This is a genomic window from Streptomyces sp. NPDC048415, assembly GCF_040651675.1.
Taxonomy (GTDB): Bacteria; Actinomycetota; Actinomycetes; order Streptomycetales; family Streptomycetaceae; genus Streptomyces.
This window is the reverse complement of record NZ_JBEZKJ010000024.1, coordinates 1-23,911: the sequence shown is the minus strand read 5'-3', so window position 1 is coordinate 23,911 and position 23,911 is coordinate 1. Positions and strand designations below refer to the sequence as shown.

At 70.7% G+C, this 23,911-nt stretch carries 26 protein-coding genes; 10 read left to right on the top strand and 16 right to left on the bottom strand.

The window, feature by feature from the left end; translation table 11 throughout:
• Positions 1-10 precede the first annotated feature (10 nt).
• The 4 genes from AB0D27_RS18150 to AB0D27_RS18135 are packed head-to-tail and all read right to left on the bottom strand — an operon-like array spanning position 11 to position 1,635.
• Positions 11-751 (bottom strand): MnhB domain-containing protein, encoded by a 741-nt coding sequence (locus tag AB0D27_RS18150; protein WP_362509168.1) that lies wholly within the window; start codon positions 749-751, stop codon positions 11-13.
• Positions 748-1,008 carry a hydrogenase subunit MbhD domain-containing protein gene (locus tag AB0D27_RS18145; protein ID WP_362509165.1) on the bottom strand — a complete coding sequence of 87 codons (261 nt, stop codon included), beginning with the start codon at positions 1,006-1,008 and terminating at the stop codon, positions 748-750. Before AB0D27_RS18145 ends, AB0D27_RS18150 begins: the two co-directional genes overlap by 4 nt.
• Entirely contained in the window at positions 1,001-1,453 is a 453-nt protein-coding gene (locus AB0D27_RS18140) for a monovalent cation/H+ antiporter complex subunit F (protein ID WP_362509162.1), read from the bottom strand. Before AB0D27_RS18140 ends, AB0D27_RS18145 begins: the two co-directional genes overlap by 8 nt.
• Complete coding sequence (locus AB0D27_RS18135; RefSeq protein WP_362509159.1) at positions 1,450-1,635, bottom strand: hypothetical protein; 186 nt, start codon at positions 1,633-1,635, stop codon at positions 1,450-1,452. Before AB0D27_RS18135 ends, AB0D27_RS18140 begins: the two co-directional genes overlap by 4 nt.
• A gap of 284 nt (positions 1,636-1,919) precedes the next feature.
• Here AB0D27_RS18135 and AB0D27_RS18130 point away from each other — a divergent pair, with 284 nt between their 5' ends.
• Entirely contained in the window at positions 1,920-2,513 is a 594-nt protein-coding gene (locus tag AB0D27_RS18130; protein WP_362509156.1) for a VanZ family protein, read from the top strand.
• Positions 2,514-2,669: 156 nt separating this feature from the next.
• The gene (locus AB0D27_RS18125) at positions 2,670-3,911 is read left to right on the top strand and encodes a family 16 glycosylhydrolase (RefSeq protein ID WP_362509153.1); all 1,242 of its coding nucleotides are present in this window, start codon (positions 2,670-2,672) and stop codon (positions 3,909-3,911) included.
• Positions 3,912-4,206: 295 nt separating this feature from the next.
• Here the strand turns inward: AB0D27_RS18125 and AB0D27_RS18120 are convergent, their stop codons facing one another.
• The 4 genes from AB0D27_RS18120 to AB0D27_RS18105 all read right to left on the bottom strand — a co-directional run bounded on the left by AB0D27_RS18120 (position 4,207) and on the right by AB0D27_RS18105 (position 6,243).
• Complete coding sequence (locus AB0D27_RS18120; protein ID WP_362509150.1) at positions 4,207-4,584, bottom strand: peptidase inhibitor family I36 protein; 378 nt, start codon at positions 4,582-4,584, stop codon at positions 4,207-4,209.
• Positions 4,581-5,351, bottom strand: coding sequence for a hypothetical protein (locus AB0D27_RS18115; RefSeq protein ID WP_362509147.1), 771 nt, complete (start codon positions 5,349-5,351; stop codon positions 4,581-4,583). The genes AB0D27_RS18120 and AB0D27_RS18115 overlap by 4 nt, the downstream gene beginning before the upstream one ends.
• Before the next feature lie 3 nt (positions 5,352-5,354).
• A complete protein-coding gene (locus AB0D27_RS18110) occupies positions 5,355-5,714 on the bottom strand; it encodes a hypothetical protein (protein WP_362509144.1) in 360 nt (119 codons plus the stop codon).
• Positions 5,715-6,006: 292 nt separating this feature from the next.
• A complete protein-coding gene (locus tag AB0D27_RS18105) occupies positions 6,007-6,243 on the bottom strand; it encodes a hypothetical protein (protein ID WP_362509141.1) in 237 nt (78 codons plus the stop codon).
• A 236-nt stretch (positions 6,244-6,479) separates the two neighbouring features.
• Here AB0D27_RS18105 and AB0D27_RS18100 point away from each other — a divergent pair, with 236 nt between their 5' ends.
• From AB0D27_RS18100 to AB0D27_RS18085, 4 genes are all read left to right on the top strand, one after another.
• Positions 6,480-7,517, top strand: coding sequence for a PHP domain-containing protein (locus tag AB0D27_RS18100; RefSeq protein ID WP_362509138.1), 1,038 nt, complete (start codon positions 6,480-6,482; stop codon positions 7,515-7,517).
• Positions 7,518-7,603: 86 nt separating this feature from the next.
• Positions 7,604-8,269, top strand: coding sequence for an HAD family hydrolase (locus AB0D27_RS18095; RefSeq protein ID WP_362509135.1), 666 nt, complete (start codon positions 7,604-7,606; stop codon positions 8,267-8,269).
• Positions 8,270-8,383: 114 nt separating this feature from the next.
• Positions 8,384-9,196 (top strand): SAM-dependent methyltransferase, encoded by an 813-nt coding sequence (locus tag AB0D27_RS18090; RefSeq protein WP_362509132.1) that lies wholly within the window; start codon positions 8,384-8,386, stop codon positions 9,194-9,196.
• Between the two features lie 304 nt (positions 9,197-9,500).
• Positions 9,501-10,460: an SDR family NAD(P)-dependent oxidoreductase gene (locus tag AB0D27_RS18085; protein ID WP_362509129.1), complete on the top strand. Its 960-nt coding sequence runs from the start codon at positions 9,501-9,503 to the stop codon at positions 10,458-10,460.
• A 21-nt stretch (positions 10,461-10,481) separates the two neighbouring features.
• Here the strand turns inward: AB0D27_RS18085 and AB0D27_RS18080 are convergent, their stop codons facing one another.
• From AB0D27_RS18080 to AB0D27_RS18055, 6 genes are all read right to left on the bottom strand, one after another.
• A complete protein-coding gene (locus tag AB0D27_RS18080) occupies positions 10,482-11,315 on the bottom strand; it encodes an alpha/beta hydrolase (RefSeq protein WP_362509126.1) in 834 nt (277 codons plus the stop codon).
• A gap of 132 nt (positions 11,316-11,447) precedes the next feature.
• On the bottom strand, positions 11,448-12,401 hold the full coding sequence (gene nrfD, locus AB0D27_RS18075) for an NrfD/PsrC family molybdoenzyme membrane anchor subunit (protein ID WP_362509123.1): 954 nt from the start codon (positions 12,399-12,401) through the stop codon (positions 11,448-11,450).
• Positions 12,398-13,246, bottom strand: coding sequence for a 4Fe-4S dicluster domain-containing protein (locus AB0D27_RS18070; protein WP_362509120.1), 849 nt, complete (start codon positions 13,244-13,246; stop codon positions 12,398-12,400). Before AB0D27_RS18070 ends, nrfD begins: the two co-directional genes overlap by 4 nt.
• On the bottom strand, positions 13,243-16,488 hold the full coding sequence (gene fdh / locus AB0D27_RS18065; RefSeq protein ID WP_362509117.1) for a formate dehydrogenase: 3,246 nt from the start codon (positions 16,486-16,488) through the stop codon (positions 13,243-13,245). Before fdh ends, AB0D27_RS18070 begins: the two co-directional genes overlap by 4 nt.
• Before the next feature lie 19 nt (positions 16,489-16,507).
• Positions 16,508-16,756 (bottom strand): hypothetical protein, encoded by a 249-nt coding sequence (locus tag AB0D27_RS18060; RefSeq protein ID WP_362509114.1) that lies wholly within the window; start codon positions 16,754-16,756, stop codon positions 16,508-16,510.
• A gap of 62 nt (positions 16,757-16,818) precedes the next feature.
• Entirely contained in the window at positions 16,819-18,108 is a 1,290-nt protein-coding gene (locus AB0D27_RS18055; RefSeq protein ID WP_362509111.1) for an ROK family transcriptional regulator, read from the bottom strand.
• A 164-nt stretch (positions 18,109-18,272) separates the two neighbouring features.
• Here AB0D27_RS18055 and AB0D27_RS18050 point away from each other — a divergent pair, with 164 nt between their 5' ends.
• The 4 genes from AB0D27_RS18050 to AB0D27_RS18035 are packed head-to-tail and all read left to right on the top strand — an operon-like array spanning position 18,273 to position 22,879.
• Positions 18,273-19,586 carry a sugar ABC transporter substrate-binding protein gene (locus AB0D27_RS18050; RefSeq protein WP_362509108.1) on the top strand — a complete coding sequence of 438 codons (1,314 nt, stop codon included), beginning with the start codon at positions 18,273-18,275 and terminating at the stop codon, positions 19,584-19,586.
• Positions 19,587-19,600: 14 nt separating this feature from the next.
• Entirely contained in the window at positions 19,601-20,599 is a 999-nt protein-coding gene (locus AB0D27_RS18045) for a sugar ABC transporter permease (RefSeq protein WP_362509106.1), read from the top strand.
• A gap of 52 nt (positions 20,600-20,651) precedes the next feature.
• On the top strand, positions 20,652-21,491 hold the full coding sequence (locus AB0D27_RS18040) for a carbohydrate ABC transporter permease (protein WP_362509390.1): 840 nt from the start codon (positions 20,652-20,654) through the stop codon (positions 21,489-21,491).
• 29 nt (positions 21,492-21,520) lie between these two features.
• Positions 21,521-22,879 carry a GH1 family beta-glucosidase gene (locus tag AB0D27_RS18035; protein ID WP_362509103.1) on the top strand — a complete coding sequence of 453 codons (1,359 nt, stop codon included), beginning with the start codon at positions 21,521-21,523 and terminating at the stop codon, positions 22,877-22,879.
• A 27-nt stretch (positions 22,880-22,906) separates the two neighbouring features.
• Here AB0D27_RS18035 and AB0D27_RS18030 read toward each other — a convergent pair whose 3' ends face one another.
• Together AB0D27_RS18030 and AB0D27_RS18025 are read right to left on the bottom strand one after the other, a co-directional pair.
• A complete protein-coding gene (locus tag AB0D27_RS18030; protein WP_362509100.1) occupies positions 22,907-23,719 on the bottom strand; it encodes an aminoglycoside phosphotransferase family protein in 813 nt (270 codons plus the stop codon).
• Between the two features lie 103 nt (positions 23,720-23,822).
• The coding region (locus AB0D27_RS18025; protein ID WP_362509387.1) for a transposase at positions 23,823-23,911 on the bottom strand (89 nt) is incomplete at its 5' end.

The window sequence follows — 23,911 nt, the reverse complement described above, 5'->3', positions numbered from 1 at the left end:
CACGGCCGGCTCACTTCCCACTCTCCTCCTCGATCTCGACGGCCTGGTCCAGGAAGCGGGCGAGCAGCACGACGACCGCACAGGCGACCTCCATGCCGATGGCCGCGTTCAGGAGAGGCACGGTCCCGCCGGACGACAGGGTGTTGAAGGTGCCGTACGGAAGCAGTGTGTTGGCGAGGAAGGCGGTTCCCGCCAGTACTCCCGCGAGGCCGAGGACCAGGTAGGCGGAGGCCGCGAGCGCGTCGCCGACCTCGTACAGGCCGACCGGCCGGATCCGTTCCAGGGCGCGGTAGTCGGCGCCCAGGTAGAGCAGGTGCAGGGCGGTCGCGGTGACCACGCCGCCCTGGAAGCCGCCGCCCGGGCTGAGCTGCCCGTGGGCGATGATGTACAGGCCCGACACGACGGCCACGGGCAGCACGATCAGCGCGTACCGGCGGACGGGCAGTGCCACGTCCTCGGATTCGGGCGGGGCACGCCGTTCGTCCCGGGTCTGCCGCAGCAGGACGACCGTGCCGAGGACCGAGGCGAAGAGGATGGTCATCTCGCCGAGGGTGTCGAAGGCGCGCTGGTCGAAGTTGACGGACGCGATGGTGTTGGCGGTGTGCCGGGCGAGGGACTCGCGCACCGCCCTGGCGCCGTAGGGATGCCAGGTTCCGCCGAAGTCGGGCAGCTTCAGGCAGGCGGCGACCAGGAGCGCCGCGAGGCCCGCGCCGCCCGCGGCGAGGATCCACAGCCGTACACGCCGCGTCACTTCCCCTTCTCCTTCGTCCGCTGTCGCCGTCTCACCTTGCGCACCGACAGGAGCAGCAGCAGGGGGGTGAGGGCGGAGCCCACCGACAGTTGGGACAGGCCGACGTCGGGCGCCTGCAGGACGGTGAACAGAACGGCCAGTGCCGTGCCCAGGACGGCCAGCACGAGCGCCTGGCGTGCCGGATCACGTGTCGCGACGGCCGCGGTCGCGGCGGCGGCGACCAGCAGGAGAGCGACGACGATGAGGGGGTCATCCATGACGGCTCTCCGCGAATCCGCCGGACAGGGCCCGGGACGCGACGAGGTTGCCGCTGATCAGCAGGGCGCCGATCACCAGGAGCTTCACCATCGCCCGACCGGGGCCGGTGACCGCGCACAGCACGAGAACGACCACGGCGCCGAATCCGGCCACCGCGAAGGTGATCCCCCAGGCCTTCGGCGGATCCTCGTTGAGGTCGTCGACGAGCAGCCGGGCGAAGACCAGGGTGCCGACGGGACCCAGCAGGGCGAGGACCAGGGCGAGATCGACGTACGACGGTCGGGTATAGCCCTGGGAGAGGAGCAGCAGGCAGGGACAGGCCAGCGACGTGGACAGGTTCTGGGCGACGACTCGGCTCTTCAGCGGTCCGGTGGCCACGCCCCACACCGCGGTCCCCAGTCCCCCGGCGAGCGCGGCCGTCGCCGCGATGGTCCAGCCGTTCACCGCCCGCTCACCGCCCGCCGCGCGCCCCACGCCGCGACCGCGCCGACGAGCGCCACGGCCGCTCCGACGATCAGTTCCAGTGTGTCCACGGCGGAGATGAGGACCAGCCACAGCAGAGCGAGCGCGGCCCACCACGCGAGGACTTCGAGCGCGGTACGCGGCGCCGTATTTCGGTTCGTCATCGGCCACCTCCGCGGTCCCTCGATCGCCACTTTGACCAGAAATGTTCGCGTCGCGCCATCCAAGCACCGTCGCGCCTTCGCTCGGCGGCGACGCGCGACGGCCTGGTCCCCGGAGTGCCCTGGTGGAGCGAAGGGAAACCGGCCGGGCAGGCCGCACATCGCGGCGGCACGGACTCCGACGACCTGGCGGCACAGCGGTCCCAGCCACCCTGCCGCTCGGCATCGACACCGCTATCGCGGGTAACCGCCTTTACTCAAAGGGCAGTTGAAACCGGGAGGATCGCATGGTCCGTACGGCGTCACGCACACGTGCCTCGAAATCCGGTCGCCGGACACCGGGGTCGGCATCCGGTCGCCGGTCACCGGCGCCCTCGCGGAAGCGGGTGCTTCCGCTTGCCGTGCGGCTGTTGGCCATGCTGCTCGCCTTCGCGGCCATGGTGGCGTTCGCGGCGGCGCTGGCCCGGCTGACACTGGAGCCGTCCCCGGCGTCGCGGGCGCTGGTCCACAGCAACCTCCACCCCGGCCGCTCCCTGCGCGCCTACCTCTCCCAGCCGGAGCTGCGCGACGCGGTCAAGCAGATCGGCGGGAACCTGCTGCTGGGCGTGCCCTTCGGGGTGCTGCTGCCCATGCTGGCCCCAAGGGCCCGGGGAATCCTGCGCGTTCCCGCGCTCACGGCGGTGGTCATGCTGCTGGTCGAGCTGGTGCAGGGGGCGCTCATCACCGGGCGCGCCTTCGACATCGACGACGTCATCCTCAACACGGCCGGGGCGCTGGTGGGTTATCTGCTGCTGGGTCGACGGCTCGGCCGGGCGGTGCATCCGCGAAGCCGTCGTCGCATCTGGCGGCGCCGCTCGAAGACGGGGAACGCGGAGGTCTGAGCCCACGAGGCGGGGAGCCCGAGCCATCGTCAAACAATGGTACGGACCAGACTCTTGACACCCCCTTACTTCACTTCTTAAATCAAGAGGCGAAGCATGTCCCCCCACCTCAGCCGGCCCACTGGTCCCACGGGTCGCCGTACAGAAGGGAGAGTCATGGACTCCCCGCGCCTGCTCCGAAGATGTCTCTTTGCCGCGCTGTCCGCCGCGCTCGTCGCGTCGGCCGCCATCGCTCCCGCTCACGCGGGCCCCGCGGCGGCCGCCGCGGCGGTGACGTTCCAGGACACCTTCGACGGGGCCGCCGGTTCGGCCGTCGACTCCTCCAAGTGGCAGATCGAGACCGGCGACAACGTCAACAACCACGAGCGGCAGTACTACACGGCCGGCAACAAGAACGCGGCCCTGGACGGGCAGGGCCACCTGGTGATCACCGCCCGCAAGGAGAATCCGTCCAACTACCAGTGTTGGTACGGAACTTGTCAGTACACCTCCGCCCGCCTCAACACGGCCGGGAAGTTCACCACCACGTACGGCCATGTCGAGGCCCGGATGAAGATCCCGCGCGGGCAGGGCATGTGGCCCGCCTTCTGGATGCTCGGCAACGACCTCGGGCAGGTCGGCTGGCCGAACTCCGGTGAGATCGACGTCATGGAGAACGTCGGCTACGAGCCCTCGACCGTGCACGGCACGATCCACGGTCCCGGATACTCCGGCTCGGGCGGCATCGGCGCCGCGTACTCCCTGCCCGGCGGCCAGGCCTTCGCGGACGCCTTCCACACCTTCGCCGTCGACTGGGCCCCCGACTCGATCACCTGGTCGGTCGACGGCACGGTCTACCAGCGGCGCACACCCGCCGACCTCGGCGGCAACACCTGGGTGTTCAACAAGCCGTTCTACCTGATCCTCAACCTCGCGGTCGGCGGGTACTGGCCGGGCGACCCCGACGGCTCCACCGTCTTCCCGCAGCAGCTCGTCGTGGACGAGGTGAAGGTGACGACCGGCGACACCGCGGGCGGCACCGGCGCTCCGATCACGGGCCTCGGGGGCAAGTGCGCGGACGTGGCCGGAGCGAACACGGCCAACGGCACCCCCGTACAGCTCTACGACTGCAACGGCAGCGCCGCCCAGCAGTGGACGGTCTCCTCGGACGGCACGATCCGCGCCCTGGGCAAGTGCCTGGACGTCACAGGCAACGGCACGGCGGACGGCTCGACCGTCCAGCTGTGGGACTGCACGGGCGGCCCCAACCAGAAGTGGACGGTCTCCGCCGCCCACGACATCGTGAATCCGCAGGCGAACAAGTGCCTGGACGCCACCGGCAACAACTCGGCCAACGGCACGCGGCTGCAGATCTGGTCGTGCTCAGGCGCGGCGAACCAAAAGTGGACGGTGGGCTGAGAGACCGCTCGGGCGAGCGGACGGAGGGTCCGGCTGGGCGGTGCCCCGGCCGGACCCTCCGCGTTCATCGGCCCGGCATCCGGGTCGTGTTCCTGGGCCGGGAAGTGCCGACCGCGTTCCTCGGCCCAGCACGCACGGCAGTGTTCCTCGGCCCTGCGTTTCCCGCAGGTGGGGCCACGCTCATCCGCCCTGCCTTCCCGCATGCGGGGCCACGCTCATCGGCCCGGCATTCTTGACCGTCCGCCCGCGGCCCCCACCGCGGACGGACGGAACCGGGCGGCCGGTTGTCAGCCGGTCAGCAGGTCATGGCCCAGGTGTGCGAGTCGCCCCGGTCGTTGGCGACGCCGTTGTAGCCGACCTCCTCGCCGGGGGTGAGGCAGATCGTCATGTCGCCGCCCTGCCAGGCGTCCTCGTAGACCTTGACGTGGTCCTTCACGCCCGGTCCCGAGATGCCGTGATTGGCCCAGGAGGAGTCGGAGTCGGCGATCCAGCTCTCCCACCAGCCGTCGTCTCCCGACCAGTTGGCGCGTTGACCGTCGAAGTTGGCGTTCTCCCAGACGCAGAAGTTGCCGCTGGGACAGTCCGCCGCGCCGGAGGGCGTGGCGAGTGCCAGGCCGCTCCCGAGGGCGAGCAGGGCCGCGGCGGCGGAGGTGGCGAGGCGCTCGGTGATCACGAGGAGGTACTGCCTTTCTCTGGTGTTACGGGGGCGGCCCGCTCGGCGTACAGGGCCGCCGCGCGGCGCAGTGCGCGGGTGCGCAGCTGCCGGTAGGTGGTCAGCTGGTCGCGCCGGTCGGCGCGGACCCGCTCCAGCAGGGCCGGTTCCAGGCGGGCGCGGAGCCCGGCGAGGCCGCTGCGGTGTGAGCAGCGGGCGGAGCGGGCCGGGTCGGGGCGTTCACGCCGGGGCCCATGCGCCGGGGCGACACAGCGGGTCCAGCGGGCCCTGGCCGCGCGGTAGTCGGGATCGCGGCTCATGCGCTGCTGGGCCTCGGCCCGCAGGTTGTTCACCACGACCCGGGTCCGGAACCAGAGCCGCTGATCGCCGTACAGCTCGTCCTGTGCGGCGGCCAGGCAGCCGTCGGTGTGGGCGGTGACCGTGTAGCCGGTGGCGAGGGTGACGGACAGCTCGCGACGGCCCCGGCCGAAGAGGGCGACCTGCAGCCGGCGGTCTTCCTCGGGTGAGGGGGGCGGTTGGTCCGGGGCGCGGCGCACGGTCAGGCCCCGGCGGGCCAGGCAACGCTCGACGAGCACCCGCTGGGCGGTGTCGATGAGGTCGTCCATGCCGCGCTCGGTGGTGGGCAGGACCAGGGCGCCCCGCCCGGCCGTCGTGCTCGTCGCCTCCGGCCCGGTGGCGGCGCATCCCATGACCGTCAGCGCTCCCAATACCGCGAGGAGCGCCGACACCGTCCTGACAGGCGACTTGAGGGTGCGAAGCGGGTGCACGCGTCAGCCGACCTCGCAGCCCATCGTCGTATCGGAGACGCCGTCGAGGCGGGCGCCCCAGGGCCAGTTGTCGGCCAGGTCGTGTGCGCGAATCAGCCGGTAGTAACAGGTGTCGCGGCCCCAGTCGATGGCGTACACGGCGGTGTCGGCGTTGGAACGGAAGGAGGCGGCCTTGTCGTGCAGGAACTCCGGGACGTCCGTATAACCCGGTGGTGTGTAGCACCAGGAGGAGCCGTGCTGTCCGGCGGCCGTCCAGAAGCACACGTCCCCGGCCGACGGCACACCGATGGCGGGGGCGGGGGCAGCGCCGAGGAGCGCGGTGGCGGCGAGAGCGGCTGCGGGCATGGCGAAGCCACGGAACATGACGACTCCCGGTGGGAAGAGGGAACGCCGGGGTGGTCGTGATCACCCGGCAAGATCAACGTGCCCTGGTGGGAGCGGGCCCATGCGCGGTTCCCACCGAATGATGATCTTTGCTGGGGTGCGAGGACATTCATCCCCTCAGGGCTCACACCGGCGCGAGACCTGCAGGTCCGCGCGCTCCCCGAGCCGCTGTCGGGCGCTCGCACGGCATCGCCGGCCGCTGCCGCCACGGCACGGGCGGGCGGGCGGGCGCTGCCGGGGCGTGACCCGGCGTCCTGGTCCCCGCCCGGTTCTAGCGCGGGTACCAGGTGAGCTTGTCGCCGCCCACCCAGCGGACCACCTCGGGATCGTCGAGATCGTGGACGGTGATGCCGTAGGCCGCGGCGGTCTCCAGGACGTCCGTGAGCGCCTTCGCCTCACCGACCACCTCGCCGTCGATCTCCATGATGCGGAACGGCGGCCTGCCCGGCTGTACCCCGAGCACCATGATCCGCGGACGAGAGATGTGGGGGCTCGCGATTTCGGTCATGTCTAGAGCGTAAAACTGTTTGCGTGGGTCAGCGGCTGAGCGGGTCGAGCGCCGCCGCCCCGACGGCCCTTGACGTGATGGGAGGGCGGAAGTCCGCCTGTTCGTCCAGCCAGGTGAGCGGGCGGGCGGCAGTCATGCCGGAGGGGTTGTTCATCCGCAGTGCGGGCCGACGAGGGCTGGGCAACCCTGGAGAGGAACCGGCGGACGCCGCAGGGAGCCGCCGCGAGGAGGTGCCGATGGACCCCGTAGAGGCCCTGGACCGGATCGCGTTCCTGCTGGAGCGGGCCCAGGCCCCCACCTATCGCGTACGTGCCTTCCGCACCGCGCAGGCCGTGCTGGCCGGGCTGTCCGCCGACGAGGTTCAGGAGCGTGCGTCCGACGGATCCCTGGAGTCCCTGAAGGGGATCGGACCGAAGACGGCGCAGGTCGTGCGCGAGGCGCTGGCCGGCGGGGTGCCGGGATATCTGGAGAAGCTGGAGCGGGAGGCCGGGGCACCGCTCGCGCGGGGAGGTGAGCGGTTGCGGGCGCTGCTGCGCGGCGACTGCCATGTGCACTCCGACTGGTCCGACGGCGGCAGCCCGATCGAGGACATGGGCCGGACGGCGGCCCGGCTCGGCCACGAGTGGACGGTGCTCACGGACCACTCCCCACGGCTGACCGTGGCACGCGGACTGTCCCCGGAGCGGCTGCGCCGGCAACTGGCCGTGGTGGCGGAACTCAACGAACAATGGGCCCCCTTCCGGCTGCTCACCGGTATCGAGTGCGACATCCTCGACGACGGATCGCTCGACCAGGAGCCCGAGTTGTTGGACCAACTCGACGTGGTCGTGGTCTCCGTGCACTCCAAGCTGCGCATGGACGCGAGGTCGATGACCCGTCGTATGGTCACCGCCGTGCGCAATCCGCTCGCGGACGTGCTCGGACACTGCACGGGCCGTCTGGTGACCGGGCGCGGCCGGCCCGAGTCGGAGTTCGACGCGGACGCCGTCTTCGCGGCCTGCGCGGAGTCCGGCACGGCCCTGGAGATCAACAGCCGTCCCGAGCGGCTCGACCCGCCGCGCCGGCTGCTGCGCCGCGCGGTCGACGCGGGCGTGCTGTTCTCCCTGGACACCGACGCGCACGCCCCCGGCCAGCTCGACTGGCAGATCCACGGCTGCGTGCGGGCCGAGGAGTGCGGGGTCCCCGCCGAGCGCGTGATCACCACGTGGACCGCGCCGGAGCTGCTGGCCTGGGCCGCGAACCGGCAGACGCCGGCACGCGTGAGCGGCGGCTGAGGTGGTACTCGGGCGGTGCGATGGGTGCGCTCGGGGCGCGGGGTGGGTGATCTGCAGTACGAGACGACGGGAGGAGTGGACGGCTTATGCAGCGGGCGGCCGTGTTCGATGTCGACGGCACTCTCGTCGACACCAATCACCTTCATGTGACGACGTGGTGGGAGGCCTTGCGACAGGCCGGCCACCACGTGCCCATGCAGGCCATCCACCGGGCGGTGGGGCTGAGCTCCGCCGACCTCATCGCCCATCTCCTCGGCAAGGAGCGGGACCCCGAAGAGGTCGACACGCTCAGCCACGCTCACACGGCCCTGTACGGCACGTACTTCGAGCGCTTGCCTGCCTTCCAGGACGCCGGGCGGCTGCTGCGCCGCCTGGACGGCAACGGCTGGAGCGTCGTGCTCGCCACCTCGGCGAGCGGACCCGAGCTGAGCGCGCTGCGCCGTGCGATCGCCGCCGACGACGCCATCGCGGCCACGGCGAGCGCCGACGACGTGGAGGAGGGCAAGCCCGCGCCCGAGCCGATCGAGCACGCCCTCGAACTGGTCGGCGTCCCGGCCGAGCGCGCCGTCTTCGTCGGCGACACCGTCTGGGACATGCGGGCGGGCACCCGCGCCGGCGTGACCTGCGTGGGCATGCTCTCCGGCGGTATTCCTCGCGCCGACCTGGAGGACGCCGGGGCGAGCGCGATCTATCGGGATCCGGCTCACCTGCTCGCTCTGCTGGGCGACAGCCCGCTGGCTGCGGACGTGTGACGAATCCCGGGACGCCGTGATCAAGGGGCGGCACAATGGCGGCGACGTTCCGGTGCCGCCGCGGCGGCCGTATGCGCCCATGAGACGGCACGGGTGCCCAGGGAGGAAAAAGACGTGAGTGAGAGCCGGCGCCCCTCGGGCGGATCTCCGAGGCTGGACACGAGCGTGGCGCACAACGCCCGGGTCTGGAACTACTGGATCGGCGGGAAGGACAACTACGAGATCGACCAGGCGGTCGGCGATCAGGTCGCGTCCATGTTCCCGGTCATTCGCGACGTGGCCCGCGCGGACCGCGATTTCCTGGGCCGCGCTGTCCAGTACCTGGCCGACGACCGTGGAGTGCGTCAGTTCCTGGACATCGGCACCGGACTGCCGACCTTGGACAACACGCACGAGATCGCCCAGCGGATCGCACCCGAGTCGCGGATCGTCTACGTCGACAACGACCCCATCGTCCTCGTCCACGCGCGCTCCCTGCTGACCAGCACTCCCGAGGGAACCACCGACTACATCGACGCCGACGTCCACCACCCGGACGCCATCGTCGAGGGCGCCACGGCCACCCTTGACCTGGACCGTCCCGTCGCGGTCATGATGCTCGGCATCCTCAACTTCGTCCTCGACACCGGGGAGGCGCAGGACATCGTGCGCCGGATCATGGCCACGGTCCCTTCGGGCAGCCTTCTCGCCCTGACCCACCCCACCACCGACGCCGACCTCGGCGGCGAGGGCAACGTCGAGGCCATGAAGTTCTGGAACGAGAACGCCACCCCGCCGATCACCGCACGCACCCGCGCGGAGATCACGGCGTTCTTCGACGGCCTGGACCTCGTCACACCGGGACTCGTCTCGTGCTCGCGATGGCGCGCCGAGCCCGGCTCCGCCGCCGTGGTTCCCCAGTTCGGCGCGGTCGCGGTGAAAACCTGACGGGGTGACATACCTCACCTCCTACGCCCTCGTCCCGGGGAACACCCATCGGTAGTTACCCGTTGAACAAACCGTGGGTGCGGATGGGACAGTGTCCCCGGGCCTCACCTTTTGCCCACAGGGACGATCGTTCGGCTGAAGCCCTGTGGAGCGTTTCGCCGAGAGGCGACCGCCATCCGTGCCCACCACAGACGGCCCCGACCGCGATTCCCCCGTCCGGTCGGGGTCTTTTCCTTGCACCGGACACCCACCTCCTGGGTGTTCGCTTGACTTCGAGTCCACTCCAATTCGTAGCGTGCGACGTATGAGCACTGCACAGCACAAGATCGGCTCGGGTTTCGGTGCCCGGAGCACCGCCGACGACGTCCTTCAGGGAATCGACCTCTCCGGAAAGCTCGCGATCGTCACGGGCGGCTACTCGGGCCTCGGCCTGGAGACGACGCGCGCGCTCACCAAGGCGGGCGCCCACGTCGTCGTCCCCGCACGGCGCCCGGCCACCGCTCGGGAGGCACTGGACGGCATCGAGGGGGCCGAGGTGGACGAACTCGACCTCGGTGACCTGCGGAGCGTGCGCGCCTTCGCCGAGCGCTTCCTCGCCTCGGACCGCCTCGTCGACATCGTCATCAACAACGCCGGGATCATGGCCTGCCCGGAGACCCGGGTCGGGCCCGGCTGGGAGACCCAGTTCGCCACCAACCATCTGGGCCACTACGCCCTCGTCAACCGGCTCTGGCCGGCGATCGAGCCGGGCGGGGCACGCATCGTGTCCGTGTCCTCAGCCGGTCACCACTACTCGGGGATCCGCTGGGACGACGTCCACTGGAAGAGCGGCTACGACAAGTGGGAGGCGTACGGGCAGGCGAAGACGGCGAACGTGCTGTTCGCCGTCCACCTCGACCGGCTCGGCCAGGAGTCCGGCGTCCGGGCCTTCTCCCTGCACCCCGGCGGCATCCTCACCCCCCTGCAGCGCCATCTCCCCCAGCAGGAGATGGTGGACCGGGGCTGGATCGACGAGAACGGCACCCCGCTCAACCCCGAGGGCTTCAAGACGCCCGAGCAGGGCGCGGCCACCCAGGTGTGGGCCGCGACGTCGCCGCAGTTGGCGGGCATGGGCGGCGTGTACTGCGAGGACTGCGACATCGCCGAGCCCGCTCCGGCGGACGGCACCCGGGTCGGCGTACGCGACTACGCGATCGACCCCGTTCAGGCCGCTCGGCTGTGGGAAATGTCGGCGGAGCTGACCGGGGTGAACGCGTTCGCGTGAGATGGCCGGGACCGGGCGCGGTCATCGGCTGGTCATGAACTCCCTCAGATCCATGGTGAGTTGCTCCCGGTGCGTGGCGAAGAGGCCGTGGCCGGCGTTCTCGTAGATCTTGAGCGTGCTGTCGGGCAGCAGCTGCGCTGTCCGCCGGCCGGTCAGGTCCAGCGGTGCGGAGGTGTCGTGCGTGCCGTGCACGACGAGGACGGGCAGGTCGAGCTTGGCCAGCTCGGGGGCCACGTTCAGGGTGACCACGAGGTCGCCCAGGGCGGCCCCGGCGCGCGCGGTCGATCCGTGGCAGCGGTCGACCATGTACTGCACATAGGCCTCGGAGAGTTCGTTGCCGGCGAGGTCGAGGGCGAAGAAGGCGCGGGCGCCGTCCGCGAAGAACGCGGACCGGTCGCGCCGGAAGGTCTCGTTGCCGGCCTCGACGAGCGCCGGGTCGACGCCCCCGGGGTGATCCGCGGACCGGGCGGCCCCCGGCACCATGCCCGCGACCAGCGCCACCCGGGCCACCCGCTCGACCCCGTGGCGGGTCAGGCAGCGGACGACCTCGGCGGTGCCCAGCGAGTGCCCGGCCAGCGTCACCTCCCGCAGCTCGAGGTGGCTGAGCAGCCCGTTGACGTCGTCGGCGAGGCTGTCGAGGTCGAAGCCGCCCCACACGTCGTCCGAGCGGCCGTGCCCCCGCCGGTCGAACCCGGCGCACCTGTACCCGGCCTCGGCCAGCGGCAGCATCTGGTACTCCCACATCTCCGTGCCGAAGTACGAGCTGTTGACGAACACGATCACCTGTCCTGCGGCGGGCCCGTAGTCGACGAAGTGCAGCCGGGTGCCATCGACGGGGCTCTCGAAGTACGGCATGGGGTCCTCCCGGAATCCTGTGACGTGAGGGGCGGGTCGGTACGCCCTTCATGGTTCCGGGAAGCCGTGGCCGGGTCGATTACCTCACGAGTCATGTACCTCAGGGGGTCATGCGAGGGCCCGCCCCGTCGTCTACTGCCGCTGCTCCACCCGCTCCCGTTGCGGGACCACGGTGTACTTGGGGTCCTCGGCCGAGGCGATCCCCGCCGCGAAGACGCCGAAGCGAGTGCAGGCGGAGCCCGCGAGCAGGGCCAGGCCGGACAGGGCCGAGGCGGTGCGGTGACGGCCGCCCAGCAGGGCCCCGCCGAGGGCGCCGACCGCGGTGAGAGCCCGGGCGGTGCGCAGAAGGGTGCCCGCGCGGCCTTCCCGGTACGTCTCGGCGACCGGCCCGAGGCGGCGCTCGACGGCCTCGGTGATCGCGAGGTCGGCGAGCGCAGCCGACCCGGCGGCCCAGCGGGCGGCGGCGTTCTCGGACGTCGGGCCGGTGACCAGTGCCATGCCCGCCGCCGCCGCGGTCGCCGACGCGGCGAAGAGATAGGGCAGTTCACGGTGGACGCCGTGCCACGCCGGCACGGCCGTGTCCGCCGCGAGGACCGCGGTGTACGTGGCGACGGCCGGGCCGAGCAGCGCGGCGGCGCCGGTCGCGGTGGCTCCCACTCGCGGCAGCCTGCCGGTCACCGCACTCGCCGCGGCGGCGCCCGCGGCGGGCGCGTACGCGCTCAGCAGCCACGATCCGACGCTCATCGGCGAGGTGGGCTTGAAGACCCTGAGCATGTTCGGGAAACGGCTCGGGCGTCCCAGGTCGTGGATGAGTGCGGCGGCGGAGAGCGAGACCGCGGTGAGCGAGGAGATCTTCAGCGCGGTCGCCGTACGGGGACGGCCCGTGAGGTGCGCGCCCGCGGCCAGCACCGATCCCGCTCCGGCGAGCCCGCCGAGGAAGAAGTACCCGGCGATGTCCTGGGCCGACCAGGCCGGCGCCTTGATGACGGGCCGTCCGTAGTACGACTCGAACTCGGCCCGCGGGACCATCGGCTGCTCGCCACGGCGCCTGCGCCCCTTGGGCCTTGAGCTGTCGGAGCTGGTCATCGCCGCCCCCTTCCGGCGGCGGCGAAGGCCAGCGCCACGCCGCCGAGGAGCGAGAGGGCCGCCGCGCCCGCGTGCTTCCACATCGCGGGCAGATCGCGGGTCGTGACAACGGGGTCCGGCGGCAGCCCGTACACCTCGGGCTTGTCGAGCAGCAGGAAGAACGCGCCGTCGCCGCCCACGCCGTCGTCGGGGTCGTGCCCGTAGAGGCGGGCGTCGGTGACGCCGGCGTCGTGGAGCTGGTCGACGCGCAGCGCGGCCCGTTCGCGGAGTTCGTCCAGCGGGCCGAACTGGATGGACTCGGTCGGGCAGGCCTTCGCGCAGGCGGGTTCCTGGCCCGCGCCGAGCCGGTCGTAGCACATGGTGCACTTGAACGCCCGCCCGTCGGCCGGGCGTTGCTCGATCACACCGTAGGGGCAGGCGGGCACGCAGTAGCCGCAGCCGTTGCAGATGTCCTCCTGGACGACGACGGTGCCGAACTCGGTGCGGAACAACGACCCGGTGGGGCAGACGTCGAGGCAGGCGGCGTGGGTGCAGTGCTTGCACACGTCGGAGGACATCAGCCAGCGCATCTCGCCGCCGTCCACGACCGCCTCCTGCGCCGTCGCCCCTCCCTCCACCAGCGGGAGTTGGGTGCGGCCGTCAGGCCTCGGCTGCTCGATGAAGGCGACGTGCCGCCACGTGGACGCGCCGAGCGCCTGCGTGTTGTCGTACGACATGCCCGTCAGGGAGAGCCCATCCTCGGGAATGGCGTTCCACTCCTTGCAGGCCACCTCGCAGGCCTTGCAGCCGATGCAGATGGAGGTGTCGGTGAAGAAGCCGACGCGCTCCTGAGTCTCCTCGCTCATTTCCTCACCTCCGTCCCGGTCCTCTCGGTGATTCCCGCACGCTCGCGGTACGCGGCGACCAGCCTGGGCAGGTCCGGTCCGCGCGGCCGGCGGCCCGGGCGGATGTCGGCGGTGAGCGCCTTGTCCTCCTGGATGTGGGCGTTGGGGTCGAGGGCGATGGCCATCAGCTCGTTGGCCGCGTCGCCGGTGGAGACCCCGTTGGGCCCCCAGTGGAAGGGCAGCCCGATCTGGTGGACCGTGCGGCCCTGCACCTTCAGGGGACGGATCCGCTCGGTGACGAGCACGCGCGCCTCGACGGCGTTGCGGGCGGTGACGATGGTGGCCCAGCCGCCGTGCTCCAGGCCGCGCTCGGCGGCGAGCGCCGGTGAGACCTCGCAGAAGAACTCCGGTTGCAGTTCGGACAGGTACTCCGACCAGCGGCTCATGCCGCCCGCGGTGAAGTGCTCGGTCAGCCGGTGCGTGGTGACGACGTACGGGAAGACGTCGGCGCCCTTCTCGTCGCCGCTCGGGTGGTAGCGGTTGCCCTCGCGGGGCAGCAGCTGGCGCACCGGATTGCGTGGCGTCGACGGATAGAGGGCGTTGCCGAACGGCGAGTCCTGGGGCTCGTAGTGGGTGGGCATCGGACCGTCCTCGAGGCCCGCGGGCGTGTACAGCCAGCCCTTGCCGTCGGCCTGCATGATGAACGGGTCGTCGCCGCGCAGCGCGTCCGCTCCGACGGCGTCCTCGTCCGGTACGAAGTCGGGGGCGCGGTCGGGAACGAAGTCGGGGATGTCGTGGCCGGTCCACTGGCCGGCGTCGCCGTCCCACCAGACGTACTTCTTGCGTTCGCTCCACGGGGTGCCGTCGGGGGCGGCGGAGGCACGGTTGTAGAGGATGCGGCGGTTGGCGGGCCACGCCCAGGCCCACTGGGCGGCCACCCAGTTCTGCTCCCACTCGGGCTTCTTGCGGGCGGCCTGGTTGACGCCGTCGGCGTACACACCGCAGTAGATCCAACAGCCGCAGCGCGTCGAGCCGTCGTCCTTGAGTTCGGTGTACGCGCTCAGCGGGGCGCCGTCCGGGCCGTGGCCGCTGATCTCGGCGAGCACGGCGTCGGCGACGGGCTCCTGGAGCGGGCCGGTGACCGGGTAGTCCCAGGCGAGGTCGAGGATCGGGCGGTCCATGGGGTCGGTCGAACCGGCCAGCTTCTCCTTGACGCGCCGCCCCAGGTGGTACATGAACCACAGGTCGCTGCGCGCGTCGCCCTCGGGTTCGACGGCCGCGTAGTGCCACTGCACCCAGCGGTTGGTGTTGGTGAAGGAGCCGGACTTCTCGGTGTGGGAGGCGGCCGGGAAGAAGAACACCTCGGTGTCGATGTCCTCGGTGCGCAGCTCGCCGCTCTCGATCTCGGGACCGTCCTTCCACCAGGTCGCCGACTCGATGAGGGAGAAGTCCCGCACGACCAGCCAGTCAAGGTTGGCCATGCCGAGGCGTTGCAGGCGGGTGTTGGCGGAGCCGACGGCCGGGTTCTCGCCCATCAGGAAATAGCCCTTGCAGACGCCGTCGAGCTGGGCCATGACCGTTTCGTACGTGGAGTGGGAGCCGGTGAGGCGTGGCAGGTGATCGAAGCAGAAGTCGTTGTCGGGGGTCGCCGCGTCGCCGTAGTAGGACTTGAGCAGGCTGACGAAGTATGCCCGCATGTTGGCCCAGAAGCCCTTCTGCGTGCGGCTGGCGCCCACGAAGTCGTCGAGGGTCATGTGGGCGTGGGCGTGCGGCATCGGCAGATAGCCGGGGAGGAGGTTGAAGAGGGTCGGGATGTCGCTGGAGCCCTGGATGGAGGCGTGGCCGCGCAGCGCCTGGATACCGCCGCCGGGGCGGCCGATGTTGCCGAGCAGCAGCTGGAGGACGCTGGCCGCGCGGATGAACTGGGAGCCGGTCGTGTGCTGGGTCCAGCCGACCGCGTACGCGAAGGCGCTGGTGCGGTCGGGACCCGAGTTGGCGGTCAGGTCCTCGCACACGCGCAGGAAGGTGTCTCGCGGGATGCCGCAGATCTCCTCGACCATCTCGGGGGTGTAGCGGGCGTAGTGGCGCTTGAGGACCTGGTAGACGCAGCGCGGGTGCTGGAGGGTCTCGTCGGTGGGGGCGCGGTGGCCGGTGCGGGCGCCGCCGGAGCCGTGGGTCTCGGCGCTCGCGACGTCGTGGACGCGTTCCTCGTACTGTTCGTCGACCTCGCCGGTGGGCTGCTGCACCTCGACGCCCTCGTACTGCCAGCTGCTCGCGTCGTAGTGGGGCTTGTCCTCGTCGAGGCCGGAGAAGACGCCGTCGAGGTCCTCGGTGTCGCGGAAGTCCTCGCTGACCAGGGTGGAGGCGTTGGTGTACTTCAGGACGTACTCGCGGAAGTCCTTCTCCTCGGTGAGGACGTGGTTGATGATCGCGCCGAGGAAGGCGATGTCGGTGCCGGCGCGGATCGGGACGTACAGGTCGGCGAGCGCGCTGGTGCGGTTGTACCGCGGGTCGACATGGATGATGCGGGCGCCGCGCAGCTTGGCCTCCATGACCCACTGGAAGCCGACCGGGTGACACTCGGCGAAGTTGGAGCCCTCGATGACGATGCAGTCGGAGTGCTGGAGGTCCTGCATGAAGGTGGTGGCGCCGCCGCGACCGAAGGAGGTGCCGAGGCCCGCGACGGTGGAGCTGTGGCAGACCCGGGCCTGGTTCTCCACCTGGACCACGCCGAGACCGGTCAGCAGCTTCTTGATGAGGTAGTTCTCCTCGTTGTCGAGGGTGGCGCCGCCGAGGCTCGCGATGCCCATGGTGCGGGCGGTGCGTTTGCCGTCGTACTCCCATTCCCAGGTCTCGCGCCGGGTGCGGATCACCCGTTCGGCGATCATGTCCATGGCGGTGTCCAGGTCGAGCGGCTCCCAGTCCGTGCCGTGCGGGGGCCGGTAGAGCACCTGGTGCTCCCGCGCCGGGCCGGTGGTGAGCTGGAGGGTCGCCGAGCCCTTGGGGCACAGCCGGCCGCGGCTGACCGGGGAGGCGGGGTCGCCCTCGATCTGGACGACCTTCTCGTCCTTGACGTAGACCTGCTGGCCGCAGCCGACCGCGCAGTACGGGCAGACGGACTGCACCACCCGGTCGGCGGTGTCGGTACGCGGGCGCAGCCGCTCGGTGTGCGGGGACTTGGCGGCACTGCCCCGGCCCGTGCGGTCCGTGCCGGTGAGCTGTCGGTAGACGGGCCAGTCGCGGAGCCGGTCGGTCACACCCATGGAGGTCTCCCTGGACGGTTCAGTCAGTGGACTCTTCCGGGCCGGGGTGCTCGGGATGGACGGTGTCCGAGCGCGGGTCACCCCGTCTGCCGGTGCCGGCCTCGTCCGTGTCGGGCACGTCGGTGGCGGGTTCTTCCTTGCCCTCGCCGGTGTCTTCGGAGGGCTCGGCGTCCCACGGGTCATCGCCCGCGTGGGCCTGCTGGTCCGGCAGGTCCCGCGGGACGGGCGTGCCGTTCTCACCAGGCCCTTCGTGGCGGTGATCGACCACGACATACTCCCTTCGCGCCGTTGGAGCGACACGCGGGTACCTCCGCAGTGACCGACGAAACCTCAGCGCGGTGCCCGCTCCTGAAGAGCCGTGCGCCAGGCGGGCGGGGGGCCCTGTGGCGCGGACTCCGCTCGGCGGCCACCGCGTGCGAAGAAGTCGGCGAGCGGCAGGATCGCGGCCCCGACCGTGACCGCGTCCGGGCCGAGCCTGCCCAGATCGATCGTCACCCGCCCGGCCGGATGTCGCAACGCGTAGGCGGTCGCGTGCCGGCGTACGGCGGGCAGGAAGCGGGAGCCGAGCTGGAGGCCCGCCCAGCCGCCGATGAGGATGCGCTCGGGCTGGAAGAGGTTGATCAGGTCGGACAGGCCCGCGCCCAGGTACTCGGCGGTCTCCTCCAGCACGGCCAGCGCGAGGGGGTCGGCCGCTCCGCCCAGGGGCGGATAGGCGGCGGCCAGCATCGCGGTCAGCGCGGTCTCCTCGTCGGTGTCCGCCGGTGGCCGCCCGCCCGCCTCGCGCCAGCGGTCGAGCAGCGACTCGGCCCCCGCGTATGCCTCCAGGCAGCCGAGTGCGCCGCAGCGGCAGCGGCGCCCTCGGACCCGTACGGTCAGATGGCCCCATTCGACGGCCCGGCCGTGTTCGACCTCGGGGGTGACGAGACAGGCGCCGACGCCCGAACCGAAGAGGACGACGATCGCGTTGCGGGCACCGCGTCCGCCGCCGAACCACATCTCGGCCTGGCCGAGCGTCCTGGCGCCGTTGTCGATGAAGTACGGCACACTCTCGGGCAGTTGGGGGGAGGATCGGAGCAGCGCTTCGAGGGGGACCGCGTCCCAGCCGATGGTCTGCCCGTGTACGACGGCGCCCCGGTCCGGGGTGCGTTCCACGATGCCGGGGACGCCGATGCCGACGCCGAGAGGCTGGTCGGGTGCGATGCCCGCGGCGGCGAGGACCTCCGCGATGCCGTCGCGGATGTGACCGACGATGACCTCGACGTCGTAGCCCTGGTGCTCCAACGGCCTTTCGGTGCGGGCGAGTTCGGTGAGGGTCAGGTCGAAGAGCTCGACCCGGACGCGGGTTTCTCCGACGTCCACGCCGATCATGTGGCCGCTGCCCGGCGCGACGCGCAGCAGGGTACGCGGCCGGCCGCCGTCGGAGTCGACGCTGCCCGCCTCCTCGACCAGTCCGTCGGCGAGGAGTTCGGCGACCACGTTGCTGACGGAACCGGAACTCAGTCCGGTGGCCGGGCCCAGCTCGTAGCGGCTCATCGGCCCGTCGAAATACAACCGTTGCAGTACGGCGGTGCGATTGCCCCGCCGCAGGTCACGCACTGTCCGCCCGTTGCGCCCCGCCATGTTGAGTCCCTTCCGGCCTGCCCGACCTGCAAGATACCGCTGCGCGATCCCTTGACGCGACTTTCTTCCGGGTCTTAACTCACGTCCTAAATTAAGCCATGATGGCCGTTCGGGAAGTGAACACACTCCCATGCGGCTCTCCTCTGGAAAGGGACACCTGAGCCATGCGCAGAATCCGAGCCGCGGCCGCCGGTGCGGTCACCATCTCCTTGCTGACCGCCGCGACCGCCTGTGGCGGCGGCTCGTCGAGCGGCGGGTCCAACGACTCGCCGAAGACGCTCACCTACTGGGCCTCGAACCAGGGCGCCAGCATCGAGGTCGACAAGAAGGTCCTCCAGCCCGAACTCGACAAGTTCGAGAAGCAGACCGGGATCAAGGTGAAGCTGGAGGTCGTGCCCTGGTCGGATCTGCTCAACCGGATCCTCACCGCGACCACCTCGGGCCAGGGCCCCGACGTCCTCAACATAGGCAACACCTGGAGCGCCTCGCTCCAGGCCACGGGAGCGCTGCTGCCGTGGGACGCGAAGAACTTCGACAAGATCGGCGGCAAGGACCGCTTCGTCGACTCGGCGCTCGGCTCGACGGGCGCACAGGCCAAGGACCCGGCCGCGGTGCCGCTGTACTCGATGGCCTACGCCCTCTACTACAACAAGAAGCTGTTCGCCGACGCGGGCATCTCGAAGCCGCCGGCCACCTGGGACGAGCTGATCGCCGACGGCAAGAAGCTCTCCAAGAACGGCAAGTGGGGCCTGGGCGCGGAGGGTTCGAACCCGTCGGAGAACATCCACCACACCTTCGTCTTCGCCAAGCAGCACGGCGCCGACTTCTTCACCGCCGACGGCAAGCCGGACTTCACCAACGACGGTGTCGTCTCCGCGGTCAAGCAGTACGTCGACCTGATGGCCAAGGACAAGATCATCGCCCCGGGCAACGCCGAGTACGCGCAGAACCAGTCGGTGAGCGACTTCGCCAAGGGCAAGAACGCCATGCTGCTGTGGCAGTCCGCGTCCGCCAACCTCAAGTCCCAGGGCATGAGCGAGGACGCCTACGGCATCGCCCCGGTGCCCGTGCAGTCCGGCACTCCGGGGACGGGCACCAACGTCAACTCGATGGTCGCGGGCATCAACCTGGCCGTCTTCAAGAACACCAAGAACCTCGACGGCGCCACGAAGTTCGTCAAGTTCATGACCGGCGACGCGGAGCAGAAGATCCTCAACACGGCGTACAGCTCGATCCCGCCGGTCAAGACCGCTCAGTCGGACGCCGCCTTCACCTCCCCGGCGACCGCCGTCCTCAAGGACACCCTCGCCAAGAGCGCCGCCGCGCTTCCCCAGGTCGCCGACGAGTCGCAGTTCGAGACGGCGGTCGGTACGGCGGTCAAGAACCTGTTCGCCGCCGCGGCCGACGGACGCGCGGTGACCACGGCGTCGGTGAAGGCCGAGCTCGAGAAGGCCCAGCAGCAGATGCCGAAGAAGTGAGTGCAGAGACCGTCATGACCACCACGACCGCCTCCGCCGAATCCGGCGAGCGGACGGTACGCAAGGACTCCCCCGGTGCGGCGCGCGGCTCGCGCCGCCCCGGGCGGATCAAGCGCATCGGACTGCCCTACCTCCTGCTCCTGCCCGCCCTGGTCCTCGAACTCCTGGTCCACCTGGTGCCGATGGTGATCGGCATCGTGATGAGCTTCAAGGAGCTCACGCAGTTCTACATCCGCGACTGGGGCACCGCGCCCTGGTCCGGTTTCGACAACTACAAGGTGTCGGTGGACTTCAGCGCCCCCGTCGGCAAGGCGCTACTCCACTCCTTCTTCGTCACCATCGGCTTCACCCTGCTGTCGGTCGGCCTGTGCTGGCTGATCGGCACGGCGGCCGCGATCTACATGCAGGACACCTTCCGCGGCCGGGGCCTGCTGCGCGCCCTGTTCCTCATCCCGTACGCGCTGCCCGTGTACGCGGCGGTCATCACCTGGGTATTCATGTTCCAGCACGACAACGGCCTGGTGAACCACGTCCTGCACGACCAGCTGCACGTCACCGACAAGCAGTCCTTCTGGCTGATCGGCGACAACAGCTTCTACGCGCTGCTCACGGTCTCCGTCTGGAAGGGCTGGCCGTTCGCCTTCCTCATCGTCATGGCGGGGCTGCAGAACATCCCGGGCGAGCTGTACGAGGCGGCCGCACTCGACGGGGCCGGCGTGTGGCAGCGGATCCGCCGCATCACCCTGCCGTCGCTGCGCCCGGTCAACCAGGTACTGGTCCTGGTGCTGTTCCTGTGGACGTTCAACGACTTCAACACGCCGTACGTGCTGTTCGGCAAGACGGCGCCGGAGGCCGCGGACCTCATCTCGGTCCACATCTACCAGGCGTCGTTCGTCACCTGGAACTTCGGCACCGGCTCCGCGATGTCCGTCCTGCTGCTGCTCTTCCTGCTCGTGGTGACGGGCGTCTACCTGCTGCTGACCTCCCGAGGAAGGAAGACGGCCGATGTCTAGCACCTCCACGGCGTCCCGCTTCTCCCGAGCCTCCGCGACGCCCCGCTCGCCGATGGCGCCGCCGCGGTCCTTCCTCTGGTCCCGGCGGATCTTCCTCACGCTGCTCGCCGGCTTCGTCCTGCTGCCCGTCTACGTCATGGTCTCCAGCTCCCTGAAGCCGCTCGCGGACGTCACGGGGAAGTTCCGCTGGCTGCCGAGCAGCCTGACGTTCCGCCCGTACATCGACATCTGGTCGACGATCCCGCTCGCGCGGTACTTCGTGAACTCGCTGATCGTGGCGGGCGCGGCGACGGTCTGCTCGGTGGTGATCGCGGTCTTCTCCGCGTACGCCGTCAGCCGCTACAACTTCCGCGGCAAGCGTGTCTTCACGGTCACCGTGCTGTCGACGCAGATGTTCCCCGGCATCCTCTTCCTGCTGCCGCTCTTCCTCCTGTACGTCAACATCGGCAACGCCACCGGCATCGCCCTGTTCGGCTCGCGCGGCGGGCTGATCCTGACGTATCTCACCTTCTCGCTGCCGTTCGCGATCTGGATGCTGATCGGGTACTTCGACTCGGTGCCGCGCGACCTGGACGAGGCGGCGCTGGTGGACGGCTGCGGGCCGCTCGGCGCGCTGTTCCGGGTCGTTGTGCCGGCCGCGATCCCGGGCATCGTGGCGGTCGCCGTGTACGCCTTCATGACCGCCTGGGGCGAGGTGCTGTTCGCGTCGGTCATGACCAACGACGCCACCCGCACGCTCGCCGTCGGACTCCAGGGCTACTCCACGCTCAACAACGTGTACTGGAACCAGATCATGGCCGCCTCGCTCGTCGTGAGCGTTCCGGTGGTCGCGGGCTTCCTGCTCCTGCAGCGCTATCTCGTCGCCGGGCTGACGGCCGGAGCCGTCAAGTGACCCACACTCCCCATTCCGAAGGGACTTCCGTGACCATCGACCTCGCCGCCCTCCCGCAGGACTTCCTGTGGGGCACGGCCACATCGGCGTACCAGATCGAGGGAGCCGTGGCGGAGGACGGCCGTTCGCCGTCGATCTGGGACACCTTCTCGCACACCCCCGGCAAGATCGACAACGGCGACTACGGGGACCGCGCCTGCGACCACTACCACCGCTGGCGCGAGGACATCGGGCTCATGCGGCAACTGGGCACCAACGCCTACCGGTTGTCCATCGCCTGGCCGCGCGTGGTGCCCGGCGGCGACGGCCCGGTCAACGCCAAGGGGCTCGACTTCTACGACGCGCTGATCGACGCCCTGCTGGAGGCGGGCATCACGCCGTCCGTCACCCTGTACCACTGGGACCTGCCGCAGGTGCTCCAGGACCGGGGCGGCTGGCCGGTCCGCGACACCGCGCTGCACTTCGCCTCGTACGCGGCGGTCGTCGCGGAGCGTCTCGGGGACCGCGTCCAGCACTGGACCACGCTCAACGAGCCGCTGTGCTCGGCCTGGATCGGCCATCTGGAAGGCCGGATGGCTCCGGGCTGGACGGACCTCACGGCCGCGGTGCGCACCTCGTACCACCTGCTCCTGGGCCATGGCCTGGCCACTCAGGCGATCCGCGCGGCGGTGCCGGGCGCCCAGGTCGGCATCGTCAACAACCTGTCCAGCATCGAGGCCGCCACCGACCGACCCGAGGACGTCGCGGCGGCCCACCGTCTGGACGGTCACACCAACCGTTGGTGGCTCGACCCGGTCCACGGCCGCGGCTTCCCCGCCGACATGCGCGAGGTGTACGGCGTCGACCTCCCGGAGCTGCCGGGCGACTTGGAGACGATCGCCGAGCCGCTGGACTGGCTGGGCCTCAACTACTACTTCCCGTCCACCGTCGCCGACGACCCCACCGGACCGGCTCCCCGCGTCCGCACCGTCCGCCGTCTCGGCGTGCCCCGCACCGGGATGGACTGGGAGGTCGACGCCGCCGGCATCGAGAGCCTCCTGCTCCGCCTGACGGACGACTACGGCGCCCGCAAGCTGTACGTCACCGAGAACGGCTCCGCCTATCCCGACGCCGTGCGTCCCGACGGAAGCGTCGACGACCCCGAGCGCACCGCCTACCTCGAACAGCACCTCGCGGCCTGCACGTCGGCGGTCCGCAAGGGCGTTCCGCTCGCGGGCTACTTCGCCTGGTCGCTGCTGGACAACTTCGAGTGGGCGTACGGCTACGACAAGCGCTTCGGGCTCGTGCACGTCGACTACGAGACCCAGCGGCGCACGGTGAAGGGCAGCGGGCAGCGGTACGCGGAGATCATCCGGGCGCACGGGGGCAGGTGGCGCAGCGCGGCCTGAGGTCCCTGGGCCGTCCGAGGACAGGCGCTAGGCGATCTCGTCGAGCGCCGCGACCAGCTCCGGGGCCACCGACTCGCGTACCCGGTCGACGTGTTCGTCGCCTGGCGCCCGGGGCACGGTTTCGACGAGCATGATCAGGTAGAGGTAACTGCGGTAGAGGGCGAGGCGCTGCCGGGCCGGGGTGTCGAACTCGGCCCGGCCGCCGGCCGCTTGGTAGCCGGTCAGGAAGTCCTCGTCCCGCTTGATGTCACCGAGCAGGGCGAGGGAGACGAAGTCGGCCAGGGCGTCGCCCCAGAACATTCGCTCGCCGTCGATCAGACCGCCGATGCGCGGTCCCGTCGTCGAGTGCTCCACCAGGATGTTGCCCTGCCACAGGTCGAAGTGGACGAGGCGAGGGACGGTGACCTCGTCCAGGGCGTCGAACGCCGCCTTCGCCGTGCGGGCCACCTCGTCCACGGGGCGGGGCAGCCAGGCCCGGAAGCGGCGGGCGTCGTCCAGGACGGCGTCGTACATGGTGGTGAAGGCTGTGCGCCAGTCGGCGGCCAGGGGGCCGAGGGCGCCTGAGGGATAGCCGAAACCGGGACCGGTCACGGCGTGGAGGCGGGCCACCATGCGACCCAACTCCCTTCTCAGCGGGGCGTGTTCGCTGGACGGCACGTCACTCCAGGGAACTCCCGGGCAGTGCGTCATCAGGAGGTGGCTGTCGAAGCGGGCTCCCACGGCCCGGGGCGCGGGGACGCCGGCCACGGCCGCCGCCCGGTAGAACTCCGCCTCGGAACAGAGGAGTTCGCGCTCGTGCGTCAGGCCGGCGGTCGCGGTCGGCGGAGGGGTCTTCAGCATGATCTAGCGCGGAACCCCGGGCGTTCACGCCCGGGAGGAAGCGCTTCTCTGGACTGCTCTGAGCCGCGCGCGTGCATGGGTCTGCACTGTTGGCCTCAGCCGTCTACTGCGGGCGCTGCTGGTTTTCGATGTACTCCTTGATGATGCTGAGCGGGGCGCCGCCGCAACTCGCCGCGAAGTACGAGGGTGACC